Genomic DNA, 17,211 nt, shown 5'->3' on the forward strand with positions numbered 1-17,211 from the left:
ACGGTTACCGCCCAGGTGCAGGTTATAGCGACCCGGCGCTTTCCCTACCAGACCGAGTTCGGCCAGCATCGCGCGGCCGCAGCCGTTCGGACAGCCCGTCACGCGCATAACAATATGCTCGTCCGGAATACCGTGTTTTTCCAGAATCGCCTCCACTTTATCAGTGAAGGACGGCAGGAATCGCTCGGCTTCGGCCATCGCCAGCGGACAGGTCGGGAACGACACGCAGGCCATTGAGTTTTCACGCTGCGCGCTCACCGCATTCATCAACCCGTGCTCGCGGGCCAGCTCTTCAATTCTCGCCTTATCGCTTTCCGGCACGCTGGCGACGATCAGGTTCTGGTTGGCGGTAATACGGAACTCGCCTTTGTGGATCTTTGCGATTTCCAGCAGGCCGGTTTTCAGCGGACGGCCCGGATAATCAAGAATACGGCCGTTTTCGATAAACAGCGTCAGGTGCCAGTTATTGTCGATGCCTTTCACCCAGCCGATGCGATCGCCGCGACCGGTGAATTCGTAAGGGCGGATCGGCTCAAACTTGATGCCCGCGCGACGCTCCACTTCTTCTTTGAACGTCTCGACGCCTACGCGCTCAAGGGTATATTTGGTTTTCGCGTTTTTACGATCGGTACGGTTACCCCAGTCGCGCTGGGTCGTAACCACCGCCTCTGCCACGGCCAGCGTGTGCTCCAGCGGCAGGAAGCCGAACTCGCTCGCGGTGCGGGCGTAAGTTTTCTTGTTACCGTGCTCAATGGACAAACCGCCGCCCACCAGCAGGTTAAAGCCGACCAGCTTGCCGTTTTCGGCAATCGCCACGAAGTTCATGTCGTTGGCGTGCAGGTCGATATCGTTCTGCGGGGGGATCACCACCGTGGTTTTAAACTTACGCGGCAGATAGGTCTGGCCAAGGATCGGTTCTTCATCGGTGGTGGCGACTTTCTCCTGATCGAGCCAGATCTCCGCATAGGCGCGGGTACGTGGCAGCAGATGTTCGGAGATTTTTTTCGCCCACTCGTACGCTTCGGCGTGCAGCTCAGATTCGTACGGGTTCGAGGTGCAGAGCACGTTACGGTTCATGTCGTTGGCAGTCGCCAGCGCGTCCAGACCCACGGAGTGCAGCATCTGGTGCACCGGCTTGACGTTCTTCTTCAGAATGCCGTGGAACTGGAAGGTCTGACGGTTGGTCAGACGAATGCTGCCGTAGATTGTGTTTTCACCGGCAAACTTGTCGATCGCCTGCCACTGTTTCGTAGTGATTACCCCGCCCGGCAGACGACAGCGCAGCAGCATCGCGTGACGCGGCTCCAGCTTCTGTTCGGCACGCTCGGCGCGGATATCGCGGTCGTCCTGTTGGTACATACCGTGGAAACGGATCAGCAGGAAGTTGTCGCCTTTGAAACCGCCGGTCAGGCCGTCATTTAAATCTTCGGCAATGGTACCGCGCAGGTAGTTGCTCTCTACCTTCATGCGCTCGGCATCAGTCAGTTTGCCTTCGACCACCAGTGGGCCAGGATGTTTTTCGCTCATTAGTAGACATCTCGCTGATAACGGCGCTCTACGCGCAGCTCACTTAAAAATTCATCCGCCGTTTCGGCATCCATACCGCCGAATTCGGCAATCACTTCCAGCAGTGCCTGCTCAACGTCTTTCGCCATGCGATTGGCGTCGCCGCAGACATAAATGTGGGCGCCGTCATTGATCCAGCGCCACAGCTCTGCGCCCTGTTCGCGCAGTTTGTCTTGTACGTATACTTTTTCTTTCTGATCGCGGGACCAGGCCAGATCGATGCGGGTCAGCACGCCCTCTTTGACGTAGCGCTGCCACTCAACCTGGTAGAGGAAATCTTCAGTAAAGTGCGGGTTGCCGAAGAACAGCCAGTTTTTACCCGGCGCGTCGTCTGCCGCACGCTGCTGCATAAAGGCGCGGAATGGCGCAATACCGGTGCCCGGGCCAATCATAATCACCGGCGTTTCGGGGTTCGCCGGCAGGCGGAAGTTGTCGTTGTGCTCGATAAAGACGCGAACTTCGCCCTCTTCTTCCACGCGGTCTGCCAGGAAGCCTGACGCCCCGCCCGCCCGCGCGCGGCCTTCGATGTCGTAACGCACCACGCCAACGGTGATGTGGACTTCGTTTTCCACTTCCGCCTGCGAGGAGGCGATGGAGTACAGGCGCGGGGTCAGCGGACGCAGCAGGCCGACCAGCGCGTCAGCATCCAGCTGTGCCGGAGAGAAACGCACCATATCGACAATCGGCGTTGTCGCCGCATATTGCTGTAACTTCGCCTTATCCCCGACCAGCGGAAGGAGCGATTCGCTGCGGGTTAAGGTGGCGTAGTTTTCAACGATGTTGGCGGTGTTCACCGTCAGTTCGAAATGCCACTGGAGCGCCTCGGAGATCGAGAGCGTTTTGCCGTCCACGATAACCGGTTCATCGCCTTTCAGCCACAGCAGCTCGACCAGCTCTTTCACCAGCGCCGGATCGTTCTGATACCAGACGCCCAGCGCATCGCCAGGCTGGTAACGCAGGCCAGAGTCACCGAGATCGATTTCGATATGGCGCACGTCTTTTTCTGAATCACGGCCCGTGATTTTCTGGTTTACCGACAGGCTCGCCGTCAGTGGCGCCTCTTTCGTGTAAGGGCTGGTGTGGATTTCGTTAACGGTGCCGGCTGCGGTAACGGCGGCCTGCGCTGGCGTCTCTTTCGGGACGCGGGCCTTCAGCACCTCAACGATGCGCGCCCGCCATTCGGCGGCGGCAGCCTGGTATTCCACGTCAGCGTCTACGCGATCCAGCAGGCGCTCTGCGCCCAGCTCCGCCAGCTTGCTGTCGAAATCTTTACCGGACTGGCAGAAAAATTCATAGGACGTATCACCGAGGCCGAAGACGGCAAAGGCGGTGCCCTCGAGCTTTGGCGCTTTTTTCGAGAACAGGAACTTATGCAGCGCGACGGCTTCTTCAGCAGGCTCACCTTCCCCCTGCGTTGACGCCACCACCACCAGCAGTTTTTCTGACGCGATCTGTTTGAATTTATAATCCCCGGCGTTGACCAGGTTAACGTTCAGCTTCGCGGCGAGCAGGTCATCACGCAGCGCTTCGGCCACACGACGGGCATTACCCGTTTGCGAAGCGGAGATAAGCGTGATGGCAGGAATTTCAACGGCCGTTGGCGGTACGCCTGCCACAGCACCCGGCTGCTGGTTCAGCATTCCCCAGAAATAGCCGGAGACCCAGGCAAGCTGGGTGGGTGAAAAATCGGAAGTCGCGGCCTGGAGGCGCGCCAGTTGCTCCGGGTTAAGGGGAAGCAAATTTGAAGGTGGGGCCTGTGTTGTCATGCGTCGTTATGTTCCAGTAGCAAAGCGGACTTTAAGCGAATAAATCCAAACTGAAGATAAGGTTAACGGCGGGGATAATAACAATTAAAGAAGGGATGGAAATAATTAATAACCAAATGGACTAACCTGTTTTAGTTATCGTTCTTAACGATAAAAGCGATTAAATAACCATATGAAATAAAACAACAAAAATCGATAAACACTATGAATACGAGGCGGTGACCGTTCAGAGCCGTTTTAGTTAATGATAAAAATTGTGCTTTCCGGTACTATGCGGCGGTTTTTTCCGCATTCCTGAGAGCTATGATGTCCACCACACTGTTTAAAGATTTCACCTTCGAAGCCGCACACCACCTTCCACACGTTCCTGCCGGGCACAAATGTGGCCGCCTGCATGGACACTCGTTTATGGTGCGTCTTGAAATCACCGGTGAAGTCGATCCCCATACGGGCTGGATCATGGACTTTGCCGAACTGAAGGCCGCGTTTAAGCCGACCTACGATCGTCTCGATCACTACTATCTGAATGATATTCCGGGCCTTGAAAACCCGACCAGCGAAGTGCTGGCGAAATGGATTTGGGATCAGATGAAACCGCTTGTGCCGCTGCTAAGCGCGGTGATGATCAAAGAGACCTGCACGGCAGGCTGCGTCTACCGCGGGGAGTGAATCTCCTCCGTTTCGGCCTCAAGAGGCACGAGCGGCGTAAACTCATAGAGCACCAGCGCATTACTCTCCAGTGATTCTGTCAGTTGCCAGCCGTCATCAATGCGTTCATCGTACAGGGAAAGCGTTGGACGCGCTTTGTGCGCTATCCAGCGCCACATCTCTTCGTCAGGGCCGCTTTCGCTGCCTACCCCTTCAAGCAACGGATAGAGCGCGCCGTTATGCTGATCGAAAAGATGGCGTTTAATTCGCCAAATACCGCGCATTCCCTTCAGGTGTAAATGATACTGCTGGCGAAAACGCTGGATGAATGCTTCTTCACTGGAAAGGAGCGGATTAAAAACCACCACATTACGCAGCAGCAACTGGTAACCATTGTAATGGCGCGTGAGCAGAACACGCCCGTCGTTTACCAGCACCTCGCCCCGCAGGCGTTGCCAGAGCCAGAGTACCCAATAAACCGGCCGTGGGAGACCATGGTTGTACTGTAGCGCAAGGCTTGACGTATCGATGGTATTGTTCGCACGAGCTTCACCCTGAAGGCCCGAATTGAGCCAGAATCCCCCTAGCCAGACCTGCTCCGATAGCCCGAGCAGGCTCTGCATCAGCAGCGCCCCACGAAAAAACCAGCCGTTTGTCGCCCGCGTGTTCCCGGTGAGGGTATTCCAGGAGAGAAGCCAGACGGGAAGCGAACATTTGCGCAGACGAAGGGCGGCGATAATCTGGCGGATCTTCTGTACCGGATAATTTTCTGTAGAAGAGAGTTGGGCTGGCTCCCGCTGCGCAGGATCGAGAAGTTCATTGGCATCGGCTGAACAGGCAAGAAAATCGGCCTGCATCAGGATGGCTGAGCTGAACAGGGTATTGTCGCTCACGCCCGCGCTGTCGGGTGAAAATCGATGCCATAAACCAAACTTTGCCTGTGGCAGATAGTTGCGTATGACGTTTTGCTGTGCCAGCCAGACCTGCTCCCGGGTCTCCTCACTCGCCTGTGTTGACCAGTGCATGACAAAGTGCCAGCCCGCGGTGATCTCGGGCGAAAAATGATTGACCGACCGTTGTAAAAAACGGGCAAGTAGATCGCGACGGGTCGTTACGCCGGTGTGCAGCAGCACCGTCCATTGCTTTTTTGCCAGCCAGGTGAAGAGCTGATGCAGATTGTACCAGCAGGCGTAGCCCGCCATCTGGGGGTCATCCCACCCGGTGGCAAACAGACGGCTGCTGAGAAAAGGTTCGGCGATATCAATTCCCTCTATGGGAATGGCCTCATTTATCGCTTCAAGATTCTGACGAACGTCCTCACGCAGTAAATCGTCGAGCTCACGCAGGGTAATGACCACCCGCATACGACGCAGCGAGCTGGAGAGAGGATTAAGCTGCTCAAGATACAGTGTCTGCTCCTGCTGCGGGCGATCGATAAGCGGGGAGGCTCCCCAGCCGCGCGCCACCGGTTCATTGAGCAGGCTAAACAGCTTATCCATGGCCACCGGATAGCGCTGCTCACACCTGTCCGTACGAACACGTGTGGCCTCCGGGTGCTGGCGCCGGGCCTTACGAAACTCACCCGGGGACATATTGTGAACACGCCGAAACCGATCGGTCATCATACGCGTGCTGGCGAAACCCTGCTCAAGCGCAATCTGATGCAGCGGTCGGTTCGTCAGACGGAGCGCGTCAGCCGCCTTTTCCAGCCGCAGGGTAGTGATGTACTGCATGAAACTGATCCCCACTTCCTTTCTAAAGAGACGAGAGAGCCAGGCTTCAGAGACATATTCACTCGCGGCGATTTCCGCAAGCGTAATACGGCGAGAATAACTGGCATTGATCCGCTCTATCACCCGGGCAATGCGTTTGCTGTGCGCTGGGGAAAGTTCACGGGACAAAAACCGGGCGGGCTGCTGAAAGCGGCTGGTCAGCAACAGCAATATCTCGCTCAGCCAGCGGTACGCCTCCAGCCGGTAGCGGTGTGGGTCGTTGATGAGGGTGACCACAAGAAGCTGGCGCAGCAGATCGCGAAGCGCATCGCATTGGGGCCAGACGCCTCCGGCTTCTGCCGGTATAGCGTAATCATGGACAAAAAAATCATTGCAGAGCTGGACCACCCAGCGCCCGGAAAGGGACACGCGCAGGGTGATATTTGCCGTTTCGCTCGTGAACTGCCAGCGCCGATGACGGTTGATGATGGCAAGGGTATTGGCCTCCAGGATGTCACGTCCCACATCGGTATTCAGCTCAGCCCGCCCTTCCAGCACCCAGAGCAACGTTAGCGTATCGCCTTCATCCTCCACGCAGTGGCGAATGTCCTGGATCTCCACCCAAAATTCATCTCCCCGCTGATTCATCTTTCCCCTCATCAAAGACAAATAATGACCGGCTCTTTTTTGTCATAACGGAATTGTATGAAAAACAATCAAAACAAAACCGTCGCTTTACAACAAAAAAATGCATTTTCTGGCAGTGCGATCGTCATAGACTCGAAATTATCACCGTTTGGCATAAAAAGGATAACAAAAATGACACATCCAATTATCGAAGCTCTGCGCGGCAAAGAGGCCCAGTTCACTGAATTACGTCGCTATTTTCATCAGCATCCTGAAATTGGTTTTGAGGAGCACAATACGAGCGATCGCGTTGCGGCGTTGCTTGAGGAATGGGGATATGAGGTTCATCGCGGCCTGGCGAAAACCGGTGTGGTCGGCACACTGAAGGTGGGTAACGGGCCTAAACGCCTGGGTCTGCGCGCCGACATGGATGCGCTGCCTATGCAGGAAAACAGCGGCAAGGCCTGGAGCAGTACCGTTGAGGGTAAATTCCACGGCTGCGGTCATGACGGCCACACCACAACGCTCCTGTATGCAGCGGAGTACCTGGCACGCACCCGCAATTTTAACGGCACGCTGCACCTTATTTTTCAGCCCGCGGAAGAACTTCTGTATGGCGGACGCGTTATGGTAGAGGACGGTTTGTTTGACCTGTTCCCCTGCGACCACATTTTTGGTCTGCACAATATGCCGTCACAGCCCGTCGGAAAAATTGGTCTGCGCGATGGCGCCATGATGGCCTCTTCGGACACCCTTCATATTGAGGTTAACGGCGTGGGGGGTCACGGTGCGGTGCCAGAACATACCGTAGACGCCACCCTGGTTGCCTGTCATATCACTATCGCTTTGCAGTCCATTGTTTCGCGCAATATCACCCCTTTTCAGCCTGCCGTCGTTACCGTAGGCAGCATTCAGGCTGGACATGCCCCCAACATCATCAACGACAAAGTATTGATGAAACTTACCGTGCGCACGCTGGATGAAAGCGTGCGGCAAACCGTGCTACAGCGCATCCATGATATCGCCGTTGCGCAGGCGGAAAGTTTCAATGCCACGGCTACCATTCGACACATTAATGGCAGCCCGGTACTGAAAAACAATCCGCAAGCCAATGAGATGGTGCGCAACGTCGCCACCGATCTGTTCGGTCAGGATTCCGTCGCGGAGGTGAATGCGTTTATGGGCAGCGAGGACTTTGCGTTCATGCTCGAGAAAAATCCCAATGGCTGTTATTTCACCCTTGGCGCTGGCGATGAGCCTGACCGCTGCATGGTGCATAACCCGGGCTACGACTTTAACGACACTATTCTCCTCACCGGCGCGGCGCTGTGGGCCGCACTGACCGAACACTATCTGCGCTGATTCGCACCTTCCCGGGAGGGCTGCATTATGAGTACCGTTTCCCTGACAGACGCATCCGCCTACGCCGGTAACGATCGGCTGCTGGCGGGTATCGTCATGAGCGTTCTGACCTTCTGGCTGTTTGCCCAGTCGGTTATCAACGTGGTTCCGGCCATGCAGAATAGCCTCGACATTGCCCTCGAAACCCTTACGCTGGCCGTCAGCCTGAGCGCGTTGTTTAGCGGCTGTTTTGTCGTAGCCTGCGGTGGGTTTGCCGATAAGTTTGGGCGCATGCGCCTGACCATGACAGGCCTGATTTTGAGCATGATCGGAAGCGGTCTGCTGTTCATTTCATGGGAGCCCGTCCTGTTTCTGTTGGGAAGAGCGATACAGGGGCTATCCGCGGCCTGCATCATGCCCGCCACGCTGGCGCTGATTAAGACCTGGTATGAAGGGAAAGCACGCCAGCGCGCAATCAGCTTCTGGGTTATTGGTTCATGGGGCGGGAGTGGCCTGAGCTCGTTTGTGGGAGGCGCAATCGCCACCACGCTGGGCTGGCGCTGGATTTTTATTTTGTCGATAGTGGTGGCTCTGGTCGCGCTATTACTTATCCGCGCCACGCCGGAAAGCCGCAGCCCTGATGCGTGTCGACACAAGCTGGATATCAGCGGCCTGGTGAGTTTTGTCCTTATGCTGGTGCTGTTCAATATGTTTATCAGCAAAGGACACAGCTGGGGCTGGAGCAGCAGTTTATCGCTTCTTGTACTGTGTGGAGCCGTGATTGCACTGATGTGCTTTGTCGTTACCGGGCGGCGGAAGGGCGATGCGGCGCTGATCGATTTCGCCCTGTTTAAAAACCGTGCCTATAGCGCCTCGGTATTCTCAAATTTCCTGCTCAACGGCTGCATTGGCACCATGATGATCGCCAGCATCTGGTTGCAGCAAGGCCATCATCTGTCACCGCTACAGACCGGCATGATGACGCTGGGGTATCTGGTTACCGTACTGGCGATGATCCGGGTGGGTGAAAAACTGCTTCAGCGCTATGGCGCCAGGCTGCCGATGATGACCGGCCCGCTGCTGACCGCAACAGGTATTACGCTGATTTCATGCACCTTCTTAAGCAAAGAGGTCTACATTGTCACCGTCTTTCTGAGCAATATTTTATTCGGGCTGGGGCTCGGATGTTACGCCACGCCCTCAACGGACACAGCGGTAATGAATGCCCCTGAAAACAAAGTGGGGGTGGCTTCAGGGATCTATAAGATGGGCAGTTCCCTGGGCGGCGCAATGGGGATCGCGGTCACCGCATCGCTGTACGCCCTATGGCTGCCGATGGGAACGGCCAGTGCCGCGCAGTATGCCTTGCTGTTCAACAGTGCGATTTGCCTTGGGTCGGCAGTCGTGACCTGGGCTTTACTGCCAACAACAAAAGCCCCGCGTTAAGCGGGGCCACACAAGTATCAGGCAATGTTCAGATATTTGTGCGTCTGCATCGACAGGCGCCAGTTGCGGGCGATACAGGTTTCAATGCACAGCCGGGTTGCATCGTCTTTCTGGCTGATAGGCTGTAGCGCGATCACGCGCTGCTTTTCGTCCGTCAGCGTCGCCAGCAGTTCGTCCAGCGCTTCGATGTCACGCACGCGCCCCACCGGATGTTTGATCTCATCCGCACGCTCAAGCGCCTGCGACAACACGTCATAACCGCCACGCATATTCACTTTCGGTGAAACCGTTACCCACGTTGAATGGGAGCAGCGCACTTCATGGGTACCGCTGGTTTCGATCTGACAGCTATAGCCGTTCTTCTCGAGCAGTTCGGTGAGGGGCATCAGATCGTGAATGCAGGGTTCCCCGCCGGTGATCACCACATGCCGCGCCGTCCAGCCCTGACGACCAATAATGGCAAGCAGATCTTCCGCGCTGCCCGCGCCCCATTTATCGCTCTCTTTGGTTTTCGCCAGAATGCTGAACAGCGACACTTCCCGATCTGCGAGCTTATCCCACGTATGTTTGGTATCACACCAGGCGCAGCCAACCGGGCATCCCTGTAAACGAATAAAGATAGCGGGAACGCCGGTAAAGTAACCCTCGCCTTGCAGGGTCTGGAACATCTCGTTAATCGGGTACTGCATAGTCAACTCTGTTAAGGGAATAAACGATAAGTATCGCAGATCCCCGTCAGATGATCATGCTCCATCGGTGCTTTGCGCGCCAATTGCCGCCATAAACAGTTCCGTAATTTGCTGCGGTCGGGTGATCGCCCCGCCGACGACAACCGTATGCGCCCCCAACTCCAGACACCTGGCCGCGCGATCGGGGGTATCCACGTTACCTTCGGCAATCACGGGGATCGTGACGGCAGACAGCACCTCTTTCAAAAACGCGCAGTCATTTTCCGGTAGCGAATGGCCCGCGGTCTCTGCCGTATAACCGTAAAGGGTGGTTCCGACACAATCAAACCCCAGCGCCTGCGCGGTCACGGCCTCCTGCACGGTGGCAATATCCGCCATCAGCAGCAGCGAAGGGTAACGGGTGCGGATCTGCGCGATCAGCATGTCCAGCGATACGCCACCGGGCCGTTTCCGGGCGGTCGCATCCAGCGCAACGATGTCCGGGGCGACCGCCATCAGCTCATCCACTTCTTTGAGCGTCGCGGTGATAAACACCTCGCTATCCGGATAGTCCCGTTTGATGATGCCGATGACCGGCAGTGAGACCAGCCCTTTGATAGCCTTGATATCCACCACGCTATTGGCGCGGATCGCAGCGGCACCGCCCTGGGCTGCCGCCAGCGCCATTCGCGACATAATAAACGGGCTGTGCAGCGGTTCATTTTCCAGCGCCTGGCAGGAGACGACCAGTTTTCCTTTCAGGTTATCCAGTACAGTTTTCATTACGATAAGATCTCTTCCACTTCGTTTTTGATAATGGTGACGTGCGGGCCATAGATGACCTGGACACCGTTGCCGCGGACGATAACGCCGCGCGCGCCGGTCGCTTTCAGTGCTGCTTCATTGACTTTGCTACCGTCTTTCACCGTGACGCGAAGACGCGTGGCGCAGCAGTCAACGTCATCCAGATTGTCTCTTCCACCCAATCCGGCGATCACCGCCGCGGCACGCTCGCTTTGCGGCAGGGTAGCCTCGTCAGCCAACGCCTCCTTTTCACGGCCCGGCGTGGCAAAATCAAAACGTTTAATCAGATAGCGGAAAGTACAGTAGTAAAGGAAGAACCACGGTACGCCTACCAGCGGGACGAACATCCAGTTAGTTTTCGCTTCACCCTGCAAAATGCCGAACAGCACGAAATCAATAAACCCGCCGGAGAAAGTTTGCCCGATGGTGATATGCAGCATGTGCGCGAGCATAAACGCCAGCCCGTCAAACAGCGCATGAATGACGTACAGCACCGGCGCAATAAACAGGAATGAGAACTCGATGGGCTCGGTAATGCCCGTCAGGAAAGAGGTTAACGCCGCTGACAGCAGCAGCCCGGCTACGCGCTTCTTGTTCTCGGGTTTAGCCGTGTGGTACATCGCCAGGCAGGCGCCCAGCAGGCCAAACATCATCGTAATAAAGCGCCCGGACATGAAGCGCGACGTGCCCTCATAGAAGTGCTGGGTGTTCGGGTCCGCGAGCTGAGCAAAGAAGATCCGCTGCGTGCCCTCAACCAGGTGACCGTTAACAATTTCACTGCCGCCAAGCGCGGTGGTCCAGAACGGCAGATAAAAGATGTGGTGCAGGCCAAACGGGCCAAGCATGCGCAGGATGAAGCCGTACAGCAATGTTCCCAGATAGCCGGTGGCATCCACCAGACCGCCAAGGCCAAAGATCAGCTTCTGAAAATGCGGCCAGACCACGGTCATCAGCGCGCCGACGAGTATCGCCGCCAGTGAGCTGATAATGGGTACGAAGCGTGAGCCGCCAAAAAAGCCCAGGAATTGCGGAAGCGCGATTTTATTAAACCGATGATGCAGTGCGCAGGTCACAAGCCCAATAACGACCCCACCAAACACGCCCGTTTCCAGCGTCTGAATACCCAGCGTCATGCCCTGCCCTACGGCGCCCGGGTTCTCATGCGCCAGTTTTCCGGTCAGGATCAGCAGCGCATTGATAGTGGCATTCATCACCAGATAAGCGAGTAATGCCGCCAGCCCTGCCGTACCTTTATCATTTTTTGCCAGCCCAACGGCGACCCCAACAGCAAACAGTACCGACAGGTTTGCAAACACAATCGAGCCTGCACTGCTCATGATGGTAAATATGGCCTGTAGCCAGCCAACGTCTAAAAATGGATACGCGGTAAGCGTATTCGGATTCGATAGCGCCCCGCCGATCCCCAACAACAGACCTGCTGCGGGCAGTATGGCGATAGGTAACATAAAGGATTTGCCAAAGCGCTGCGCTTTTTCAAACCATCCGCCGGAAGACGCTCCGCTGAACATTTGCATCATTTTATTATCCCCCTGGTTGTTGATGAAAATTTTTACCACATATAATTTAATTGTGAAAATTACCACCAAAAACCAGGACGCCGATCATACTTTTTCGAAATGACTGGCATCTCTCCCCCGCTTTCCGCCACACTAGTTGGCAGAGAAACGCATTAAGGATCTAGCATGTCGGACCATGAAAACCTGCTGCTGAAGCTACGCCAGGAGGCTTCCGGGTACAGCCCAACGCAACAAAAACTGGGGGAGTTTGTTCTCAACGATCCTGCCAGGGTGCTCTACCTGACGATCACCGAGCTGGCGCGTGAAAGCGGCACCAGCGAGGCCAGCGTCACACGCCTTTGCCGCACGCTGGGCTGTAAGGGATATAACGAATTTAAAATGGCGCTTGCGCTGGATATTCAGCAGGGTTTGCCAGAGCGTCAGGCAGGAGATGCGATAGATAACGTGGTGGATGAGTCTGTCCAGGCGCTGCAAGATACCGCAAAACTCCTCGACCGGGCCCAGCTTGAACAGGCGACACTGGCCCTGCATCAGGCGCAATCAGTGCAAATTTACGGGGTGGCAGCCAGCGCGATTCTGGGGGAGTATTTGCATTACAAGCTGCTGCGACTCGGCAAACCTGCACAGCTGTTTAGCGATATGCATCGCGCCGCCATGAATGCGACGACGCTCTCGAAAGAGACGCTGGTGGTGGCCATCTCAAGTTCTGGCTCTACACGGGATCTGCTTCACGTGGTGAAACTCGCCCGCAAGCGTGGCGTTAAGGTACTGGCGCTCAGCAATACACCCCGCAGCCCGCTGGCCTCCCTGAGCGATTTACAGCTGGTTGCAGCCAAGCCCGAGGGACCGCTGAGCGCGGGTGCGCTCAATGCCAAGGTTGGCGTGATGCTGCTGGTTGAACTGCTTACCACTTCCCTTATTGCAGTAGACAGCCATTACGGTGACGTAAGCCAGCAAACGGCCAGCGCCACGCTGCCGCTTCTGCTATAGAAAACAAAAAACCCGCCGAAGCGGGTTTTTTCATAAGAACGAAAGTTCAGGCTTATGCCTGGCCTTTGATCTCTTTACGACCGTTGTAAGGTGCTTTTTCGCCCAGCGCTTCTTCGATACGAATCAGCTGGTTGTATTTAGCAACACGGTCAGAACGGCTCATAGAACCGGTTTTGATCTGGCCAGCAGCGGTACCCACAGCCAGGTCAGCGATGGTAGCGTCTTCAGTTTCGCCAGAACGGTGAGAGATAACAGCGGTGTAGCCAGCGTCTTTCGCCATTTTGATCGCAGCCAGCGTTTCGGTCAGAGAACCGATCTGGTTGAATTTGATCAGGATGGAGTTAACGATGCCTTTCTCGATGCCTTCTTTCAGGATCTTGGTGTTGGTTACGAACAGATCGTCACCAACCAGCTGGATTTTGTCGCCCAGTACTTTGGTCTGGTATGCGAAACCATCCCAGTCAGACTCGTCCAGACCGTCTTCGATAGAAACGATTGGGTACTGTTTGGTCAGGTCTTCCAGGAAATGGGTGAACTCTTCGGAGGTGAACGCTTTGTTGCCTTCGCCAGCCAGAACGTATTTACCGTCTTTGTAGAATTCAGATGCTGCACAGTCCATCGCCAGGGTGATGTCTTTGCCCAGCTCGTAGCCTGCTGCTTTAACCGCTTCAGCGATAACAGCCAGCGCTTCTGCGTTAGAACCCAGGTTTGGCGCGTAGCCACCTTCGTCACCAACAGCAGTGTTCATACCTTTAGCTTTCAGAACTTTAGCCAGGTTGTGGAACACTTCAGAACCCATACGCACCGCTTCTTTCAGGGATTTCGCGCCAACAGGCTGAATCATGAATTCCTGAATATCAACGTTGTTGTCTGCGTGCTCACCACCGTTGATGATGTTCATCATTGGTACAGGCATGGAGTATTTGCCTGGGGTGCCGTTCAGTTCAGCGATGTGCTCGAACAGTGGCATACCTTTAGCAGCAGCTGCTGCTTTGGCGTTCGCCAGGGAAACTGCCAGGATTGCGTTCGCACCGAAGTTAGATTTGTTTTCAGTACCGTCCAGATCGATCATGATCTTGTCGATGCCAGCCTGATCTTTGGCATCTTTGCCAACGATAGCCTGAGCAATAGGACCGTTAACAGCGCCAACCGCTTTCAGTACGCCTTTGCCCATGAAACGGGATTTGTCGCCATCACGCAGTTCCAGCGCTTCGCGGGAACCTGTAGATGCGCCTGATGGAGCAGCAGCCATACCGACGAAACCACCTTCCAGATGAACTTCGGCTTCAACGGTCGGGTTACCACGGGAGTCGATGATTTCACGACCGATGACTTTAACGATTTTGGACATTAGATTTTCCTCAGTACAAGTTAAACTAAAACTCCAGACAAACAACGCGTACCAGGGGTACGCGTTGCCGTTCTAACTTTTTTTACTTCGCCTGACGCTTCTGGTACTCGCTGGCGGCTTTCACGAAGCCTGCAAACAGCGGATGCCCGTCACGCGGCGTTGAAGTAAATTCCGGGTGGAATTGGCAGGCCACGAACCACGGATGGTTTGGCACTTCGATGATCTCGACTAACTGATCATCCCCGGAACGGCCCGCAACACGCAGACCTGCAGCTTCAATTTGTTTCAACAACATGTTGTTGACTTCATAGCGGTGACGATGGCGCTCGGTAATCACCGGCTCGCCGTACAGCTTGCGAACCACGCTATCGTCTGACAGCTGGCAGGCCTGTGCGCCAAGACGCATGGTGCCACCCAGATCGCTCTTCTCGGTACGGACTTCGACGTTACCGTCTTCGTCGCGCCATTCCGTAATCAGCGCCACGACAGGGTACTTACAGTCTGGCACAAATTCCGTAGAGTTCGCGTTTTCCATTCCCGCTACGTTGCGCGCAAATTCAATCAGCGCAACCTGCATACCCAGGCAGATGCCGAGGTATGGAATATTGTTTTCACGCGCATAGCGTGCAGTGGCGATCTTGCCTTCAACACCACGGTAGCCGAAGCCGCCAGGGATGAGAATCGCATCCAGATCTTTGAGAATTTCGACGCCGCGCGTTTCAACATCCTGCGAATCAATCAGCTTGATGTTGACGGAGACGCGATTCTTCAGACCACCGTGCTTCAGCGCCTCGATAACTGACTTATAGGCATCCGGCAGTTCAATATACTTGCCGACCATACCGATAGTCACTTCGCCGCCCGGATTGGCTTCTTCGTAAATCACCTGCTCCCATTCAGACAGGTTAGCTTCCGGACAGTTCAAGCTGAATCGTTTACAAATATAATCGTCCAGACCCTGTGATTTCAACAGGCCCGGGATTTTATAAATGGAATCGACGTCTTTCATTGAAATAACGGCTTTTTCAGGCACGTTACAGAACAATGCAATTTTCGCGCGTTCGTTCGCCGGAATCGCACGATCGGAACGGCAAACCAGGATATCAGGCTGAATACCGATGGAGAGCAGCTCTTTAACGGAGTGCTGAGTCGGTTTGGTTTTCACTTCACCTGCTGCCGCCATGTAAGGCACCAGCGTCAGGTGCATGAACAGCGCGTTCTCACGACCAATATCTACCGCCAGCTGACGAATCGCTTCGAGGAACGGCAGGGATTCGATATCCCCTACGGTACCGCCGATTTCAACCAGCACAACGTCATGCCCTTCGCCACCGGCAAGGACACGCTCTTTAATGGCGTTAGTGATGTGTGGGATGACCTGCACGGTCGCGCCCAGGTAGTCACCACGGCGCTCTTTACGCAGAACGTCAGAGTAGATACGGCCAGTCGTAAAGTTGTTACGACGGGTCATTTTGGTACGGATGAAACGCTCGTAGTGGCCAAGATCCAGATCGGTTTCAGCGCCGTCTTCAGTAACGAACACTTCCCCGTGTTGGGTTGGGCTCATGGTGCCTGGATCGACGTTGATGTACGGATCCAGTTTCATCATGGTCACATTGAGGCCACGGGCTTCAAGAATGGCTGCGAGGGAGGCTGCGGCAATGCCTTTACCCAGAGAGGATACGACCCCGCCGGTCACAAAAATATAGTTCGTTGTCATGCTGAACCTGAGAAGTTAGGGTGAAACGATGGAATAACCAGGACGGGAAAGTAGTATACCCGAACACGACGAGCGCCACAAACTTTCATTCTCCGTCTCCTTCCCAGGCCATGACAAACATAAGGAGTGAGAAAATAGCCCCTTTTGGGTAAATGTTTTTGACGCAAATCAAGCGCTTGTCATTTAAAAAATCACACAAATTGCGCTTGATCGCAAAATTTCGTTAGAGATCATGTTCCTGGCGTTTTACTTCCTGCCAGACTTCTTCCATCGCCTCGAGGTCAATGCCGCTCATTTCCAGGCCGCGCGAGGCCACAATCCGCTCAACTTCGCGGAAGCGACGTTCGAATTTAATGTTCGCTTTTTGCAGGGCGGTTTCCGCTTTTACACCGAGGTGGCGAGAAAGGTTGACGGTCGCGAACAGCAGATCGCCCATCTCCTCTTCCAGCTTTGCTTCATCCACAACGGCCTGCTGCGCTTCATGCATCACTTCGTCGATCTCTTCGTGCACTTTTTCCAGCACCGGGCCGAGAGAGGTCCAGTCAAACCCTACCGCCGAGCAGCGCTTTTGAATTTTGTGCGCGCGCATCAGCGCAGGAAGGTTCAGGGGAATGTCGTCCAGCGCCGAGTGCTGGGATTTTTCAGCGCGTTCGGCGCTTTTAATCTGCTCCCAGCGCGCCAGCACTTCCGCACTGTTGCCTGCGGAGGCATCGCCAAAGATATGCGGATGACGGCGCTCCAGCTTGTCGCTGATAGCGGCGCAGATGTCGTCAAAGTTAAAGCGCCCCTCTTCCTGCGCCATCTGTGCGTAGAACACTACCTGGAACAGCAGGTCGCCCAGCTCACCGCGCAGGTCGTCGAAATCTTCGCGCGAAATCGCGTCCAGCACTTCGTAGGTCTCTTCCAGCGTGTAAGGCGCAATGGTGGCGAAAGTCTGCTCTTTATCCCACGGGCAGCCGTTTTCCGGGTCGCGCAGGCGTTTCATGATGCCAAGCAGGCGGTCGATTTGAGTCATAGTTCTGTCCTGATGTCAA

At 55.3% G+C, this 17,211-nt stretch carries 13 protein-coding genes; 4 read left to right on the top strand and 9 right to left on the bottom strand.

Translation table 11 applies throughout. From position 1 onward, the window contains the following. On the bottom strand, positions 1 to 1,527 hold a 1,527-nt coding region (gene cysI, locus HP459_RS05935), incomplete at its 3' end, for an assimilatory sulfite reductase (NADPH) hemoprotein subunit (RefSeq protein ID WP_171936015.1). Then, positions 1,527 to 3,332 (bottom strand): NADPH-dependent assimilatory sulfite reductase flavoprotein subunit, encoded by a 1,806-nt coding sequence (gene cysJ, locus HP459_RS05940; RefSeq protein ID WP_058646253.1) that lies wholly within the window; start codon positions 3,330 to 3,332, stop codon positions 1,527 to 1,529. The genes cysJ and cysI, both read right to left, overlap by 1 nt. 303 nt (positions 3,333 to 3,635) lie before the next feature. Here cysJ and queD point away from each other — a divergent pair, with 303 nt between their 5' ends. Further along, the gene (gene queD, locus HP459_RS05945) at positions 3,636 to 4,001 is read left to right on the top strand and encodes a 6-carboxytetrahydropterin synthase QueD (protein WP_006811776.1); all 366 of its coding nucleotides are present in this window, start codon (positions 3,636 to 3,638) and stop codon (positions 3,999 to 4,001) included. On the opposite strand, the gene HP459_RS05950 is transcribed toward queD, so the two are convergent. Beyond that, positions 3,986 to 6,340, bottom strand: coding sequence for a helix-turn-helix domain-containing protein (locus HP459_RS05950; RefSeq protein WP_023306835.1), 2,355 nt, complete (start codon positions 6,338 to 6,340; stop codon positions 3,986 to 3,988). The genes queD and HP459_RS05950 overlap by 16 nt on opposite strands. A gap of 171 nt (positions 6,341 to 6,511) precedes the next feature. On the opposite strand from HP459_RS05950, the gene HP459_RS05955 reads away from it, so the two are divergent. Further along, the gene (locus HP459_RS05955) at positions 6,512 to 7,681 is read left to right on the top strand and encodes a M20 aminoacylase family protein (RefSeq protein WP_023306836.1); all 1,170 of its coding nucleotides are present in this window, start codon (positions 6,512 to 6,514) and stop codon (positions 7,679 to 7,681) included. A 27-nt stretch (positions 7,682 to 7,708) separates the two neighbouring features. Then, the gene (locus HP459_RS05960) at positions 7,709 to 9,106 is read left to right on the top strand and encodes an MFS transporter (protein ID WP_171936016.1); all 1,398 of its coding nucleotides are present in this window, start codon (positions 7,709 to 7,711) and stop codon (positions 9,104 to 9,106) included. A gap of 17 nt (positions 9,107 to 9,123) precedes the next feature. Here HP459_RS05960 and queE read toward each other — a convergent pair whose 3' ends face one another. Genes queE through HP459_RS05975 form a run of 3 tightly spaced genes read right to left on the bottom strand, consistent with a single transcriptional unit; the run spans position 9,124 to position 12,116 of the window. Then, the gene (queE, locus tag HP459_RS05965; RefSeq protein WP_006811780.1) at positions 9,124 to 9,795 is read right to left on the bottom strand and encodes a 7-carboxy-7-deazaguanine synthase QueE; all 672 of its coding nucleotides are present in this window, start codon (positions 9,793 to 9,795) and stop codon (positions 9,124 to 9,126) included. Positions 9,796 to 9,849: 54 nt separating this feature from the next. Beyond that, positions 9,850 to 10,557, bottom strand: coding sequence for an N-acetylmannosamine-6-phosphate 2-epimerase (locus tag HP459_RS05970; RefSeq protein WP_171936017.1), 708 nt, complete (start codon positions 10,555 to 10,557; stop codon positions 9,850 to 9,852). Next, positions 10,557 to 12,116, bottom strand: coding sequence for a maltose/glucose-specific PTS transporter subunit IIC (locus HP459_RS05975; protein ID WP_063849478.1), 1,560 nt, complete (start codon positions 12,114 to 12,116; stop codon positions 10,557 to 10,559). The genes HP459_RS05970 and HP459_RS05975 overlap by 1 nt, the downstream gene beginning before the upstream one ends. A gap of 165 nt (positions 12,117 to 12,281) precedes the next feature. Between HP459_RS05975 and HP459_RS05980 the strand changes: the two genes are divergently transcribed. Continuing rightward, positions 12,282 to 13,106: a MurR/RpiR family transcriptional regulator gene (locus HP459_RS05980; RefSeq protein ID WP_015571725.1), complete on the top strand. Its 825-nt coding sequence runs from the start codon at positions 12,282 to 12,284 to the stop codon at positions 13,104 to 13,106. A 52-nt stretch (positions 13,107 to 13,158) separates the two neighbouring features. Here HP459_RS05980 and eno read toward each other — a convergent pair whose 3' ends face one another. The 3 genes from eno to mazG form a co-directional block, all read right to left on the bottom strand. After that, positions 13,159 to 14,457: a phosphopyruvate hydratase gene (gene eno / locus HP459_RS05985; RefSeq protein WP_022649201.1), complete on the bottom strand. Its 1,299-nt coding sequence runs from the start codon at positions 14,455 to 14,457 to the stop codon at positions 13,159 to 13,161. A gap of 82 nt (positions 14,458 to 14,539) precedes the next feature. Further along, entirely contained in the window at positions 14,540 to 16,177 is a 1,638-nt protein-coding gene (gene pyrG, locus HP459_RS05990; protein WP_022649202.1) for a glutamine hydrolyzing CTP synthase, read from the bottom strand. 223 nt (positions 16,178 to 16,400) lie between these two features. Continuing rightward, entirely contained in the window at positions 16,401 to 17,192 is a 792-nt protein-coding gene (mazG, locus tag HP459_RS05995) for a nucleoside triphosphate pyrophosphohydrolase (protein WP_022649203.1), read from the bottom strand. Positions 17,193 to 17,211 lie beyond the last annotated feature (19 nt).

The organism is Enterobacter sp. CM29 (assembly GCF_013179605.1).
GTDB lineage: Bacteria > Pseudomonadota > Gammaproteobacteria > Enterobacterales > Enterobacteriaceae > Enterobacter > Enterobacter intestinihominis.